We start from the raw sequence: 14,009 nt of genomic DNA on the forward strand, positions 1-14,009 counted from the left end.
TCCTGAATGAATGGGATGACGATCAACCGAACGTAAACGCATACGCCGACACTCCGGAGTCGAGAAACTCGATGCTGAAGGTCCGATCCGTCACGCCGCCGGTCTGGCGCACCAATTGGTACAAGCGTTGTTCAGTCACGCTGCCGCTGCCGTCGGGCGCCACGTCGGTACCGTGGGCATCGCCGGGGACTTTTCCGTCAATCAACACTTTGAAACGCACCGGTTTACCGTCAGTGCCAGGCCCCAGCACCAGGTGTAGATCGCGGGCATGGAAGCGGTAGACGATGCGACTGGCCGGGGCGCTGGAAGTCGCTCGCTCCGAGCCGACATTCCATTGACCAGCCAGGCTCCAGTCGTTGAGTGCCAATTGTGATGGAGCGCTATAGGCCGACACCTTGTCCGGCACCAGGCTGGTTTCAGGCACGAAATTCTCGGCACGCTGGTAGCCGACATAGGTTTCCGGCGATTGCACTTCATTCATGTCCGGCGCCAGTTGAACACCCTCGGCGCTGGCATTGATCAGGCCGTCCGCGACCTTCGCGGCACCTGCTTCGCGCAGCAGTTGCTGGATCACCCGCTCCGATTCGGCGTACTCGCCCTCACCAAAATGGTGATAACGAATGCGACCTTGAGCGTCGGCAAAATAGTGGGCCGGCCAGTATTGGTTGTTGAACGCTCGCCAGACCTTGAAGTCATTATCGATGGCCACCGGGTAGTTGATGCCCAGGTCCTTCATGGCTTTGGTGACATTGCCGACGTCTCGTTCGAAAGCAAACTCGGGCGCATGGACGCCAATCACCACCAATCCCTGATCGCGGTACTTCTCGGCCCAAGCCTTCACATAGGGCAGTGTGCGCAGGCAGTTGATGCAGGAGTAAGTCCAGAAGTCCACCAACACGACTTTGCCTTTCAAGGCCTGCGCTGTGAGGGGTGGCGAGTTGAGCCATTGCACCGCGCCATCCAGCGGTGGAAGGTTGCCTTCAATCGGCAATGCGTCCGGCGCCTTGTCAGCCGCTTTCATTACACTTCCCGAACTCGGAACCTGCGCCATCATCGCCCCGCTACCATTTGGTGATTTGCCGGCCAGCCGCCCCACCAACGCCTGCTCGATACCGCCGGTGGACGCCGTCGAAACCCGCGCCAGAATCCCGGTGTCGAGCCCCAGGGCGATGGCCGCGACACCGGCCAGCATCATGGCGCCCAGACCTCGACGCAGCCACTCGCCAGCGCCGATGGAACGCTTCATTGCCGCAAAGACTTTACCGCCCAGCAGCAACGCCACCGCGAGGGAAGTTGCAGCACCCGCGGCGTAGGCCAGCAACAACAAGGTGGTTGCGATGCTTGCCCCTTGCAGCGCGGCCCCGGTCAGCAACAGACCCAGAATCGGCCCGGCGCACGGCGCCCAGAGCAGGCCCGTGGCGACGCCGATCAGGAACGAAGCGCCAGGACGCGGCCGTTTATCGGCGCCCGCGGCTTCCGACAACCGGCTACCCGCGGCCACCAGTGGTCGGGTCAGACGCTCGGCCAATCGAGGCAACAACAGCGTCAGCCCGAACAGTGCAACGAACAGCAACGCGAGCCAGCGACCATACTGATTGACTTGCACCACCCAACCGCCGCCCACCGCCGCCAACGAGGCGACGAGCGCGAAGGTCAGCGCCATTCCCGCCAAAAGCGGCAACCCGCTCTTCATAAACGGCTGCCCGGTGCGAGCGAAGACAAAGGGCAGCACCGGCAGGATGCACGGGCTGACAATCGTCAGCACACCACCGAGATAAGCGAGGACCAGAAGCCACATAACGTCGACCTGCAAAAATGAGTGGAAGGGAGTACCCGCGGATCAAGCCGTCTGCGGCACAAACGTCATCGCAAGGCCGTTCATGCAGTAACGCAAACCGGTGGGTTTTGGCCCATCGTCGAAAACATGGCCCAAATGACCGCCGCAACGCCGGCAGTGGACTTCTTCGCGCAGCACCCCGAAGGAACGGTCCTGACGAGTGGCCACCGCCTTGTCCAGCGGTGCCCAGAAACTCGGCCAACCGGTTCGGCTGTCGAACTTGGTCGCGGAAGAAAACAGCGGCAGCTCGCAACCGGCACAGGCAAACGTACCTTCGCGGTGCTCATTGTTCAGCGGGCTGCTGTAGGCCCGTTCAGTGCCCTCTTCGCGCAGGATTTCGTACTGCTCGGCGCTGAGCATGGCGCGCCATTCACTATCGCTGTGAGTCACCTCGAACACCTCCGCCGCGCCGGCATCACTGACCAGTGCAGAACGCGCGGCAAATTTTGGCAATACACCGATGACCAGGGCTGCAGCGCCTAGCCCGCCGCTTGCTACGAGAAACTGTCGCCGTGAAAACATGGTCGTCTCCGAAAATTCCAGGGGCCTGTCATGGAACACAGCCTAGGCTTGGGTTGATCGCCAAATCCTCACGAGAAGTTAAACAATTCGTGATAACTCAGGCCCCGAAAAACCCGCACAATGCGCTCATTGCGCCGAAGGATTGAGCTTGATGGAACAGACCAAACGCGTCCTTGTGGTCGAGGACGACCTGCATATCGCCGACCTTATCTGCCTGCATCTACGCGATGAGCAGTTCGAGGTGGTGCACTGCGCCGATGGCGATGAAGGCATGCGCCTGCTGCAGCAAGGAAGCTGGGACGCACTGATCCTCGACCTGATGCTGCCCGGCGTCGACGGCCTGGAAATCTGCCGCCGCGCCCGCGCCATGGCCCGCTACACACCGATCATCATTACCAGTGCGCGTTCCAGCGAAGTGCACCGGATTCTCGGGCTCGAACTCGGCGCCGACGATTACCTGGCCAAACCCTTTTCGATGCTCGAACTGGTGGCCCGGGTAAAAGCCCTGTTGCGACGGGTCGACGCCATGGCCCGCAACCTGAAAATGGACGCCGGCAGCCTGATCACGGACGGCCTCGCCATCGACCCGATCACGCGCGATGTGTCCCTTGACGGTCGCCGCCTCGACCTCACGCCACGGGAGTTCGACCTGTTGTATTTCTTCGCCCGTCAGCCCGGCAAAGTGTTCTCGCGCATGGACCTGCTCAACGCCGTCTGGGGCTACAGCCATGAAGGCTACGAGCACACGGTCAACACTCACATCAACCGCCTGCGGGCAAAGATCGAGGCCGATCCGGCGCAACCGGCGCGCATCCTCACGGTGTGGGGACGCGGCTACAAATTCGCGGCCAGGGAGGAGCAGACGTGAAACTGACCCTGACTCAGCGCCTGTCTCTGGTATTCGCCCTGTTGCTGCTGGTGTGCTGCGGCACGTCGGCCTGGATGCAGGTGCGGTCCAACAAGATGCATGAACTGGAAGTGGTGCAAGGGTTGTCGCGGGATCTGGCCCGGCACATCGCCCATGACACCGTGCTGATGGACACCCAAGGCCTGATGCCCGACGCCGTGCGCGACCTGTTCAGCCAACTGATGCTGGTCAATCCCAGTGTCGAGGTCTATCTGCTCGACCCCGAGGGCCGGATTGTCGGCAGTGCTGCGCCCGAGGGTCGGATACATCGGGAGCGGGTCGACCTGACGCCGATCCAGCGTCTGCTCAAGGGCGATGCCCTGCCGATTCTCGGCGACGATCCGCGCAGCGTCGATGGCCGCAAAGTGTTCAGCGCCGCGCCATTGCAGGTCAATGGCAAACAGGTGGGTTATCTCTATGTAGTGCTGCTCAGCGAAGAACACGACCGCTTCGCCGAACGCGGCGCCACCAGCGCCGCGCTGAATACCGCGCTGTTGTCCATCGGGCTGGTGGCGTTGCTGTGCCTGATTGCCGGTCTCACGGCATTCGCCCTCATCACCCGACCTTTGCGCCGTTTGACCGAAACCGTCAGCCGGTTCGACATTGATGGCGCTCCGGTAACGCCACCTGCATCCGCTCCGATGGAAAAAGCCGCCAGCCACGATGAAATTGCCATACTCGACGCCACCTTCCGGCAGATGCAGGCACGCCTCGGCGAGCAATGGCGCTCATTGACCCGCCAGGATCAGGAACGCCGCGAACTGGTGGCCAACATCTCCCACGACCTGCGCACGCCTCTGGCCTCGCTGCACGGTTATCTGGAAACCTTGTCGCTCAAGGACGCCACGTTGTCCCCCGCCGACCGCCGCCGTTACCTGGGCATCGCGCTGGATCAAAGCCGCAAGGTCGGTGGTCTGGCGCAATCGCTGCTGGAACTGGTGCGCCTGGAACATGGCTTCGTGCAACCGGTACTGGAGCGCTTCTCGCTGACCGATCTGGTGCAGGACATTTTCCAGAAGTTCGAACTGACGGCCGAGGCGCGTCACGTCGAACTCAAGGCCACCTTCGCATCCAATGTTTCGGCGGCCTGCGCCGACCTTGGCCTGATCGAGCGGGTGCTGACAAACCTGTTCGACAACGCCCTGCGTCACACCCCGCAAGGGGGAGAAGTCGAGCTCAGCCTGCGCCCTCAAGGACCTTTTATCGAAGTCACCGTCAGCGACACCGGCCCCGGCATTGCTGCCGAACTGCGCGAAGGTCTGTTCCTGCGCCCGTTCAACATTGGCGGCGCACGGCGTGACGGCGGACTGGGGTTGCGGATCGTGCACCGGATCCTGCAATTGCACGGCCGCGAGATCCAGCTGGTTGATGTTCCCGGCCGCGGCGCGACCTTCCGCTTTTCGTTGGCGGTGGATCAGCAAACGGCCGAGCAATTGGCGGTGCGGTCGATGAATCTGAATTCGCTGGGGAAATAGTCGACTGCCAGGGCTGCAGCAACGGCTAATATCCCGGCACCCATTTCGGCAAGGACGCTGCACGATGCTCAACACCCTGCAAAACACCCCATTGTGGGTGTACGCGATTTTTCTACTGCTGTGCTACTACGGTGTCAAAGCCCTGTCCCCGACCCGTGAAAGCAAAACTTCATTGTTCGTCACAGCGCCGATTTTGCTGGTCTGGTCACTGTATTCGCTGAACCTGACGCTGAACCGCCACTCTTGAGATGTTGCTGCTCAAGGCGTCGGCTTCGGGTTTTGTCTGTGGACTGATCAGCGGTCGGGCGTTGAAGTTTTATCGGCTGCTGCTGACACTTCAGGCAAATCGCCCCCCGATAGCCGCCGGTTAAAAGCCGCTGTGCCAAAAATGATGATCAGCCGCCTGTTCATCCGTGACAACGCCGCCTCGGTCCAATAGATTAGGCGGCCTGAAAAGGCCCAGAGCTTTCTCGCCTCAATCCAAGTTAAAAGAAGTAGTGAAATTTCAATGTCCGATTCCAATACCGCTGAATCCGTAGTCACCTTGTCGTCCAAAGCGGAATACGAAAACTCCATCAATCTTTCACAGCACGTGCCCCAGGCCAAGACCATCAGCGAGATGGTCCTGGACGCTTTCCAGTCCACCCGGGAAAGCGACCAGATCCGCGAGCTGCGCGCCGCGATTCGCCACGCTCACGACAGCTTCGACGACGATAAAGCCTACGATTTGATGGGCGAACTCAAGCAGCTCAAGGACGCCGAGGCTGCCGACATTGCCGCCCTGGAAGACTTGAGCAGCAAATTCCCGATCAGCCGGATTCTCTCCAGCTTCAAGGACGACCCGGCCTTTCAGGAATTGGTCTATGGCCTCGCACTGAAAGTGCTGAACCAGACCCACCAGGCCATCAGCAACCCGAGCAGTAGCAAAAGCAAGGCTGCTCGCGCCAAGAAAGATGTCGAAGTGTTCACCATCAGCAAAGACGGCATCAGCGTCACGCTGCCGCTGCGCACCCCGCGTTCGCGACTGAACGTTGACCGTGAGGCACTGGAGTTCCTGGGCTTTACCTTCGTCGGCGAAGGCGAAGAAGCGGAGCTGGAAAGCGAGACCTTCCTGGACAACGCCGGGGCCGAACAAGCAGTTAACCGCAAGAACATCATCACCGCGCTTCAGCAGCAAACCGCGTTCGATGGCTTCAGCATCGCCGCGCAGTAACACGTTCCATCAGTAGCGCTTTCAGCGCCACTGACCCAAGAGCCCCGCCCTAGAGCGGGGCTTTTTATTGGTTCTTCACGGAATCCCGGGAAACACAGAAACAAGAACGCCGATTTGATTGATGATGTTCGTGCGAGCAAACACATCTAACAAACCGGCGTTCTTATGCGCGATATTAATACTTTCCTTCCTTTTTGGGAGGGCTTTTCTGTCGTCACGATCAAGCCTGATGGTGACGCGCTACAGATCGACCTGATTCCCCACACCACCCGATTCCCTTCCTGTGGTGGCTGCCAAAAACCTTGTTCAACCACGCACGAGTATTGCGAGCGAACCGTTCGTGATTTGCCCATTCTCGGTCGCGCGGTGCGCCTCAGCGTTTTGCTCAGGCGGGTTGGCTGCCGCGATTGCGGCAAGCGCATGGAGGCCGTCAGTTGGCTGGATCGCTATGCCCGCATGACGCGCCGCCTGGCCGGTGCAGTCATTCAAGCCTGCGAGCGCCTTCCCACCCTACACGTGGCTCAGATGTTTGGGCTGCATTGGGACACCGTTCGGTTGCTGGAGCGTCGAGCCTTGCAAGCGGCGTTAAGCATTCTGCCGAAGGCGCAGCCGCGCCGCCTGGTGATGGACGAGTTCGCGCTGTTCAAAGGTCATCGTTACGCCAGCGTGGTGCTGGATGCCGATACACGACGGGTTCTGTGGATTGGCGAAGGCCGTAGCCGGGCGGCGGTCAGGCCATTTTTTGAAGAACTGGGGCCGGAGGGTTGCGCTCGAATCGAAGCGGTGGCGATGGACATGAACACCGCTTTTGACCTGGAGGTTCGTCAACACTGCCCGAACGCGCGAGTGGTCTACGACCTCTTCCATGTGGTGGCTAAATATGGCCGAGAGGTGATTGATCGGGTCCGCGTCGACGAAGCTAATCGGCTACGCCATGACAAGCCTGCTCGAAAGGTCATCAAACAAGCGCGCTGGCTGTTGCTGCGCAATCCGCAGAACCTGAAAACGCCGGAACAGCAGGTTCACTTGCAGGATTTGCTGGCGGCTAACCAATCGTTGATGACGGTCTATTTGATGAAGGCTGAACTCAAAACGCTCTGGACGCCGAGTACCGCCTGGGACTGGAGATCCGCTTGGAAGCAATGGCTGCGCCATGCCAATGAAAGTGAAATACCGGCTCTGATCCAGTTCGCCAAACGGCTAAAGGGTTACTGGAGGGGCATCGTAAGTCGCGTTCGCTGGCCGATGCATACGGGCCAACTGGAAGGAATAAACAATCGAATCAAAGTCATCAAACGGATGGCGTACGGCTACAGGGATAGCGAATTCTTTTTCATGAAGATCAAGAGCGTCTTTCCCGGTAATCCGTGAAGAACCTTTTTATTGCCCGTGATTTTATAAAATCCACAATTCCCCTTCCTGTCGTCATCGCCCACACCAAGACAGTTGCAAAGTGCCACCCCGTTCGGCAATCAATGCCCAAAGGCACTCATGCCACGGTGATTCGGCGCCAGAAAAACACTTTTCCTTAACCCTTCAGCACCACGGGTCCGCCTGCAGGGAGCGTCAACTCACTTTCCAGCCCAAGACTTCAGTGGTGCGATTGCTGAGGTCATCATGAACACAACTCCCCTTTACCGTCAGTTGGCCAACCACTACCTCGACGCGATCCGCAGCGGCACCTTGAAAACCGGTGAACGATTTCCCTCCATTCGGCTGATGATGGAAAAACACGCCGTCAGCCTGTCGACCGCCGTGCAGGTTTGTCGTGAACTCGAGGACTGTGGCGTGCTGGAAGCCCGGCCGCGCTCCGGCAACTACATTCGCCAGCCCGATACGTTGCGAAAACCCATCCCGATCACGTCTCCCCCGCCGCTGGACACCGGTGTCTACGTCGGCATTCACGAGCAGGTGTCATCGGTCCTCAAAGCCAGTCAGCGCGCGACGATCAAGGTCAATTTCGCCAGTGCCTTCTGCGCGTCGGAACTCTATCCGTTGAAGATCCTGCAAGATCATATGATCAAGGCGCTGCGTCACGATCCGCACTTGCTCGGCGCGGCGGGCTCCACCTGCGGCAACAGCACATTGCGCAGCATTCTTGCGCGACGGGCGCTGACCGCAAAGTCCAACCTGCCAGCGGAAAAGATCGTGATCACCAACGGCGCGACCGAAGCGATCAACCTGGCCTTGCGCGCGGTCACCCAACCGGGTGACACCGTGGCTGTGGAGTCACCGACCTTTTACGGCTTGCTGCAAATTCTCGAAAGTCTGAACCTGCGGGTGCTGGAAGTTCCGGCAACTGCGCACGCCGGAATCAATCTGTTCGCCCTTGAACAATTGCTCCAAGGCCCCGAACGGATTCAGGCGCTGATCGTCATTCCCAACCTGCAAAATCCGCTGGGCAGCATCATGCCCGACGCCAACAAGGCGCGGCTGGTACAACTGTGCGCCGAGCACGCCACGGTGTTGATCGAAGACGACACCTATGGCGATCTGGTGGATACCGAGCAGCCGCTGTCCACGCTCAAGCACTGGGACCGCACCGACAACGTGATCTATTGCGCCTCCCTGAACAAAACCCTGGCGCCGGGCATTCGCCTGGGCTGGATCAGCGCGGGGAAATGGCACGACCGCGTGGAAATGCTCAAACACACCCAGTCCCGGGGATGTGAGGCGTTGTCGCAATTGGCGGTCAGTGCGTTCATGAAGACACCGTCCTACGAACGTTACCTGCGCCGTTTGAGGAAAATCCTGACTCAACAACGCCAGCAAATGAGCGCGGCGATCATTCGCTACTTTCCCGCCGGCACCTGCGTGACCACCCCTCGAGGCGGTACGTTGTTATGGGTGGAACTGCCGCGCCACCATTCATCCATGGCGTTTTTCCATGAGGCATTGAAGGCCGGCATCCAGATTTCGCCTGGGGATATCTTTTCCAACGCCCAGCGTTTCAATCACTTTGTGCGCATTGGTTGCGGCGCGCCGTATTCACCGCGGATAGATGAAGCGCTGGCGACCCTTGGCCAACTCCTCAAAAACCAGCGATGAACACCCCCACTGTAGGAGCGAGGCTTGCCCGCGAAGAACGATAATGCGGTCAGTCTGACCGACCGCGTAATCGTTCTTCGCGGGCAAGCCTCGCTCCTACAGGGTTCAGCGTTGGGGGCAGATTGGGTTTTGGTGCAGGCAAATGATGTGCGGATCGTCATTCCAATGCGGGAAGCGCTCGGCAATCAGTGGGTCATGACCGGGGATGACGTGATCCTCGCCGTCGGCCAGGCTGTCGATCAAGCTGAACGCCTCAAGCGTCTGCGCCAGATCATCCAGAATCGGAAACGGACTGCGCTGACGGATGTTGGCCCACAAGTGCGCGGCATCCGAGGCCAGAACAATCCACCCGCGCGCGGTGTTCACCCGCACCACCTGGCTACCCGGTGTATGCCCGCCCACCGGGTGCAACGTCACACCGGGAACCACCTCCACCGTGCCGGTGTGCAAGCGCATCCGGCCTTCAAACAGCGGTGGAAGCGCCGACATCACGTCGTCGACCTCGTAGGTTTTGTTCACCGTGTGATGGGCCATTTTCGGCCCGGTGCAGAAGCGCAGTTCCGCTTCTTGCAAATGCACCGTGGCCTTGGGGAAAAGCCCCAGGTTGCCAGCGTGATCCCAGTGCAAATGGGTGAGGATCAGGTTGTCGACCTGCGCCGGATCAATATCCAGTTGGCGTAGGGATTCTTCCGGCAGGCGATACATCTGACGGTTGCGCCGGTCTGCCGTGGCCGGTTGGAAACAGGTGTCGACCACGATCACCTGCTGCTCGTTACGAATGACCCAGAAGTAATAATCCAACGGCATCGACGCATTCGGATCGCCGCAGCAGGCATCGTAGAGAAAGTTCTCCCGGGCGGTGCGTTGGGCATTGGCGCCGACACGGATCGCGAATACTTCGTACACAGGAACGGACATATTCACCTCCTGGTTCAGGCCGCTGCAGTGGTTTTGAGGGTCGGACGGAAGTCGAAATCGATCTCGTCGCTGATCCCCAGATCCTGGGCCAGACGATGCAGGCCACTGTAGTCCCGCATGATCGTGGCGTTCTTGTTGCTCTCCCGGGTGTCGGCGATGATCAGCGCGGCATCCTCGACCCCTAGCTGCGTGAGAATCGCCTCCCACATCGAGTAGTCCTGGGCGACAAAGGCACTCAGCGCCACCGACAACGTGCGAGCGAAAAACGCCCGTTGGGTCGGCTGCATGTTCGCGTACATGACCTTCGCCACTTCAGCGAGAATCTTGCTGTGGGCATATTCGTCGCGGTTATGCAGTTCGGCCACGCGGCGGTTTTGCGGTTGAATGCTCTGGTCATCGGCCAGCAAATCCAGATAGGCGTTGACGCTGATCTCGGCCACCACCGCAAAGGTGATCGCCGCGAGGTCGCGCTGCCACTGCTCCGGCAGTTCTTCGCGCAGGGCGATCAGCCGCAGGTAGGTGACCGACGGCGGCAGATCCAGATCCTGATCGAGCGCCCGCTCCAGCTTGGTCCGTTCGATGGCCCGCAGGTGCATGAGAGTGTGGTAGTGCTCGTCGATCAACGTCTGTTGCATGGCCTCGCGAAAGTGCCAGTCATCTTTGCCCAGGTATTGATTGGCGATGACGCTCAGCGCCGGGTTCACCACGTGTTCTTCGGCGGTCACCGTGCGCAGGTTGTAGCCGATCCAGCCCCAGGTCACCACGGTGCTTTTGAGTTCTTCGCTCAGGGCCTGGAATTTCGGATGATGGAAAAACGGCACCATGCACTCCGGGTAATCCGGGCGCGTCGGGTCGAATGCTTCGCTGGCCTCGGCCTTGTCCGGTGCACACACGGTGGCTCTTTTGGTCCACGCCTGATTCAGTCGCACGACCAGTTGATGATCGACCTTGGCGATCTCGATTGCTGTTTGCATGACGCGATACCTGTAGGACGCGTACCCGATGACGGGTACGCCAATAGAATTAAGGGCGACGGATGAATCAGGCCAGCCAATAGCGGGTCAGGTTTCGCGCCGGGTCAGTGTATCGGCTACGGGCGTGGATCATTCGCCAGTTGTCCCAAATCAGCATGCATCCGTCGGGAATCAGCACCGGTGTGTTGTGCTCAACGAAATACGCTTCGCCCAGGACTGCAAACCTGGCCAGTGGCGAGGCGCTGTTGGTGACTTGCGAGTGCAGCAGCGCTTCCTTGGAAGGATTCACATCGCCGTAGTGAAACTGGTTGTAGCTGAAGCGGAAAATATCCCCGTCCTCTGTAGGCGTCAGGATGTATTCCTTGACCCGGCGTTGCGCGGCTTCACCGGGTTTGGCGGTAGCGACGAATTCCACAGGCGTGTCGTCGATCCATTCACGCAACTCGGGGTCGGTGCGTTCGAGAAACGCCAGCAATTCATAACCGTCCACCAGCCCTGTATGCCCGCCACCACACGTGGCCTGTTGATGACAATGCAACGCCAGGTAGCGCGGCGGCGGTCCATATACCGGTGCTTCGGTGTGTGGGCCGATGCCGTTCATGCTCTGGGAATACGGCAAGTCTTCGTACCCCGGCTTGCGGGTGATGGCGAACGCGGTCTGCCCGTTGAATTGCGGAATGACCGGGCCGAACTCATGCAGCGTGCCGAGCACATCGTCGGCGAACTCGTCCGGCGTCAGCACTGTCCAGCCTCGCGCCGACAACTCTTCGTGGCGGTGGCCCAGTGAAACGTAAGGTTTAGACGCAACAATCCCTTGATCTGACATGGTGAGATTCCTGGCGGTTTATCAGGCGTTGACGGTTGAGGTGTAGGCGGCAATGAATTCACGGCAGGCGTTGCCCGGTCGATAGTGATGTTCATCGATGCGCTGCACGGGTGTGATTTCGGCAGCGGTACCGGTAAGAAAACACTCGTCGAAGTCGCCAAGCTCCGTAGGAACAATGGTTCGCTCCACCACCTGGTAATCCAGCGCCTTGGCCAGTTCGATGACGGTCTGACGGGTAATGCCGTTGAGGAAACAATCCGGCACCGGGGTGTGCAACGTCCGACCTTTGACGAAGAACACGTTGGCGCTGGTGGCTTCGGCAACGTTGCCGCGCCAATCGAGCATCAAGGCGTCGTGGTAACCGCTGTTTTCAGCATCGTGCTTGCTCAGCGTGGCGATCTGATAATGCCCGGATGCCTTGGCTTCAAACGGGCTGCAGCTCGGTGGTGGACGACGCCACTCGGCGGTTTTCAAGCGAATGCCGGCCATGTGCCCGGCCGGGTCGAAATAGCTCGGCCATTGCCAGCAGGCGATCGCCACATGGACGCTGTTGAAGCGGGCCGAGGTGGAAATCATTTCACTGCCGCGCCAGGCCACCGGCCGCAGATAGCCGTCGACCACGTTGTTGCGTTGCAGCAGCTCATGGCTGGCCGCTTCCAGCTCGGCCAGCTCATAGGGAATGACGAAATCCATCAACTGAGCCGAGCGATACAAACGCTCGCTGTGTTCGCGCAGTTTGAAGATCTTGCCGTTGTAGACACGCTCCCCTTCATACACCGTGCTCGCGTAATGCAGGCCGTGGGTCAGCACATGCAGACGGGCCTGGGACCACTCGACGAACTCGCCGTCGAGCCAGATGAAACCTTCTCGCTGATCAAACGGGATACCGCTCATATCCATATCTCCTGATGAATCGTCCTACGCCGTTTCGAGCAGAACCGGTATTAATTCGGGCGCCGGCGCAACCACAAGATCAGGCTCGGGCTGAAAGAAGAACAAACGCTCGCCGAACGCCGGCCGCAACTCATCGAACCAGGTCGCTTGCGGATCGAAGCGCGCATAGAACGTGCGCAACACCCATTGCGGATCGCGTGCCTGGAGGAACTGCAGCACGAAGACTTTTTCCCCGGCCACGGTTTCGATGCCGTTGATCAACACCTTGCCGTAGAAGGTGCTCATGGACGGACCGCGAACCGTGCGCGCCAATCCGGACACCGTGCGATACGCCGCCTGAAAGATCTCGAATGCCCGGGCCAGCGGCATCGCGAAGTAATGGCTGGGGCCGGTATCGCGCTCGACAAACATGTAATAAGGCACGGCGCCGAGCCGCACGCCTTCGGTCCAGAGCGCGGCCCAATCAGCAGGGTTCTCGTTGATGTGCCGAATCACCGGCGCCTGCATGCGCAACGTCGCGCCGCTGGAACGAATGCGTTCGATGGCCTGGCGGGCGATGTCCTGACGGATCTCCACCGGGTGGTTGTAGTGCCCCATGATCGAGAGATTTTTCCCCGCCGCGACGATCCGCTTAAACAGCTCCAGCAGCTCGGGCGCGTCCTTGTCGCTGACAAACCGTTGCGGCCAATACGCCACGGATTTGGTGCCGATGCGGATGTTTTTCAGGTGGGGCAAATCCAGTAACGGCTCGATGTACCCGGCCAGCGAACGGGTGTTCATGATCATCGGATCGCCTCCGGTGATCAGCACATCGGTGACTTCGGTGTGCACCCGCAGGTAACTCACCAGCTCCTGGGATTCGCGCGCATTGAACTTGAGTTCTTCTTCGCCGATGAACTGCGCCCAGCGGAAACAGAACGTGCAGTAGGCGTGGCAGGTCTGACCGGCGCCGGGGAAAAACAGCACGGTTTCGCGGTACTTGTGCTGAATACCCGGTAGGACTTTTCCGTCGAGGGTCGCGCCGTTGTGGGTCAGTTGCCCGGCCGGATGCGGGTTCATGCGCAACCAGATCGCCTCGATCCGCCGCTTGATGGCGACGGCGTCATCCCGTTCGATCAGTTGCTTGAGCGACGCGTACTCGTCCGGGAGCAGCATGTCCTTGTGGGGAAAGGTCATGCGGAAAATCGGATCGTCCGGGATGTTGTTCCAGTCGATCAACGTGCCCAGTACATATTCATTGGTGCGAAACGGCATGACCCGGGCCACGACGGTCATGGCTTCCTGCAACGCTGGCGTCAGTTTCTGCCAGTACGGTGTGTCTCGAATGGTGCGTGAGTTATAGGGCTTGTAGCGTTCCTGCTCCGACATTCCCTGCATGGCAGCGCTCCTGGTGAT

General features: G+C 59.7%; 13 protein-coding genes. 6 read left to right on the forward strand and 7 right to left on the reverse strand.

Annotated elements, in window-relative coordinates; genetic code table 11:
• Window positions 1-22: 22 nt before the first annotated feature.
• Both ABH912_RS15070 and msrB read right to left on the reverse strand, forming a co-directional pair.
• Entirely contained in the window at window positions 23-1,798 is a 1,776-nt protein-coding gene (locus ABH912_RS15070; RefSeq protein WP_429511030.1) for a cytochrome c biogenesis protein DipZ, read from the reverse strand.
• A gap of 42 nt (window positions 1,799-1,840) precedes the next feature.
• Complete coding sequence (gene msrB, locus ABH912_RS15075; RefSeq protein ID WP_429511031.1) at window positions 1,841-2,359, reverse strand: peptide-methionine (R)-S-oxide reductase MsrB; 519 nt, start codon at window positions 2,357-2,359, stop codon at window positions 1,841-1,843.
• Between the two features lie 151 nt (window positions 2,360-2,510).
• Between msrB and ABH912_RS15080 the strand changes: the two genes are divergently transcribed.
• From ABH912_RS15080 to ABH912_RS15105, 6 genes are all read left to right on the forward strand, one after another.
• Window positions 2,511-3,227 carry a response regulator transcription factor gene (locus ABH912_RS15080; RefSeq protein ID WP_033061418.1) on the forward strand — a complete coding sequence of 239 codons (717 nt, stop codon included), beginning with the start codon at window positions 2,511-2,513 and terminating at the stop codon, window positions 3,225-3,227.
• Window positions 3,224-4,741 carry a sensor histidine kinase gene (locus tag ABH912_RS15085; protein ID WP_429511032.1) on the forward strand — a complete coding sequence of 506 codons (1,518 nt, stop codon included), beginning with the start codon at window positions 3,224-3,226 and terminating at the stop codon, window positions 4,739-4,741. The genes ABH912_RS15080 and ABH912_RS15085 overlap by 4 nt, the downstream gene beginning before the upstream one ends.
• 64 nt (window positions 4,742-4,805) lie before the next feature.
• A complete protein-coding gene (locus tag ABH912_RS15090; RefSeq protein ID WP_429511033.1) occupies window positions 4,806-4,988 on the forward strand; it encodes a hypothetical protein in 183 nt (60 codons plus the stop codon).
• Window positions 4,989-5,249: 261 nt separating this feature from the next.
• Window positions 5,250-5,954, forward strand: a complete 705-nt coding sequence (locus tag ABH912_RS15095; protein ID WP_429511034.1) for a hypothetical protein — start codon at window positions 5,250-5,252, stop codon at window positions 5,952-5,954.
• Between the two features lie 165 nt (window positions 5,955-6,119).
• The gene (locus ABH912_RS15100; RefSeq protein ID WP_429510463.1) at window positions 6,120-7,325 is read left to right on the forward strand and encodes an ISL3 family transposase; all 1,206 of its coding nucleotides are present in this window, start codon (window positions 6,120-6,122) and stop codon (window positions 7,323-7,325) included.
• Between the two features lie 246 nt (window positions 7,326-7,571).
• The gene (locus ABH912_RS15105) at window positions 7,572-9,002 is read left to right on the forward strand and encodes a PLP-dependent aminotransferase family protein (protein ID WP_429511035.1); all 1,431 of its coding nucleotides are present in this window, start codon (window positions 7,572-7,574) and stop codon (window positions 9,000-9,002) included.
• A gap of 105 nt (window positions 9,003-9,107) precedes the next feature.
• Here ABH912_RS15105 and ABH912_RS15110 read toward each other — a convergent pair whose 3' ends face one another.
• The 5 genes from ABH912_RS15110 to ABH912_RS15130 all read right to left on the reverse strand — a co-directional run bounded on the left by ABH912_RS15110 (window position 9,108) and on the right by ABH912_RS15130 (window position 13,991).
• The gene (locus tag ABH912_RS15110; protein WP_429511036.1) at window positions 9,108-9,920 is read right to left on the reverse strand and encodes an N-acyl homoserine lactonase family protein; all 813 of its coding nucleotides are present in this window, start codon (window positions 9,918-9,920) and stop codon (window positions 9,108-9,110) included.
• Between the two features lie 14 nt (window positions 9,921-9,934).
• Entirely contained in the window at window positions 9,935-10,894 is a 960-nt protein-coding gene (locus ABH912_RS15115; RefSeq protein ID WP_429511037.1) for a diiron oxygenase, read from the reverse strand.
• A gap of 67 nt (window positions 10,895-10,961) precedes the next feature.
• Window positions 10,962-11,720, reverse strand: coding sequence for a TauD/TfdA family dioxygenase (locus ABH912_RS15120; RefSeq protein WP_033061071.1), 759 nt, complete (start codon window positions 11,718-11,720; stop codon window positions 10,962-10,964).
• Between the two features lie 21 nt (window positions 11,721-11,741).
• Window positions 11,742-12,614, reverse strand: coding sequence for a branched-chain amino acid aminotransferase (locus ABH912_RS15125; RefSeq protein ID WP_429511038.1), 873 nt, complete (start codon window positions 12,612-12,614; stop codon window positions 11,742-11,744).
• 24 nt (window positions 12,615-12,638) lie between these two features.
• The gene (locus tag ABH912_RS15130) at window positions 12,639-13,991 is read right to left on the reverse strand and encodes a KamA family radical SAM protein (protein ID WP_429511039.1); all 1,353 of its coding nucleotides are present in this window, start codon (window positions 13,989-13,991) and stop codon (window positions 12,639-12,641) included.
• Window positions 13,992-14,009 lie beyond the last annotated feature (18 nt).

Origin of the sequence: Pseudomonas sp. BT76 TE3572 (genome assembly GCF_050435365.1) — a bacterium.
Lineage (GTDB): Bacteria > Pseudomonadota > Gammaproteobacteria > Pseudomonadales > Pseudomonadaceae > Aquipseudomonas > Aquipseudomonas fluorescens_W.

Bases quoted from the DNA above. Each gene is read 5' to 3' on its own strand.
- msrB (WP_429511031.1), bottom strand. From the start codon at position 2,359: ATGTTTTCACGGCGACAGTTTCTCGTAGCAAGCGGCGGGCTAGGCGCT.
- ABH912_RS15115 (WP_429511037.1), bottom strand. From the start codon at position 10,894: ATGCAAACAGCAATCGAGATCGCCAAGGTCGATCATCAACTGGTCGTG.
- ABH912_RS15100 (WP_429510463.1), top strand. From the start codon at position 6,120: ATGCGCGATATTAATACTTTCCTTCCTTTTTGGGAGGGCTTTTCTGTC.
- ABH912_RS15105 (WP_429511035.1), top strand. From the start codon at position 7,572: ATGAACACAACTCCCCTTTACCGTCAGTTGGCCAACCACTACCTCGAC.
- ABH912_RS15130 (WP_429511039.1), bottom strand. From the start codon at position 13,991: ATGCAGGGAATGTCGGAGCAGGAACGCTACAAGCCCTATAACTCACGC.
- ABH912_RS15120 (WP_033061071.1), bottom strand. From the start codon at position 11,720: ATGTCAGATCAAGGGATTGTTGCGTCTAAACCTTACGTTTCACTGGGC.
- ABH912_RS15080 (WP_033061418.1), top strand. From the start codon at position 2,511: ATGGAACAGACCAAACGCGTCCTTGTGGTCGAGGACGACCTGCATATC.
- ABH912_RS15090 (WP_429511033.1), top strand. From the start codon at position 4,806: ATGCTCAACACCCTGCAAAACACCCCATTGTGGGTGTACGCGATTTTT.
- ABH912_RS15070 (WP_429511030.1), bottom strand. From the start codon at position 1,798: ATGTGGCTTCTGGTCCTCGCTTATCTCGGTGGTGTGCTGACGATTGTC.
- ABH912_RS15125 (WP_429511038.1), bottom strand. From the start codon at position 12,614: ATGAGCGGTATCCCGTTTGATCAGCGAGAAGGTTTCATCTGGCTCGAC.
- ABH912_RS15095 (WP_429511034.1), top strand. From the start codon at position 5,250: ATGTCCGATTCCAATACCGCTGAATCCGTAGTCACCTTGTCGTCCAAA.
- ABH912_RS15110 (WP_429511036.1), bottom strand. From the start codon at position 9,920: ATGTCCGTTCCTGTGTACGAAGTATTCGCGATCCGTGTCGGCGCCAAT.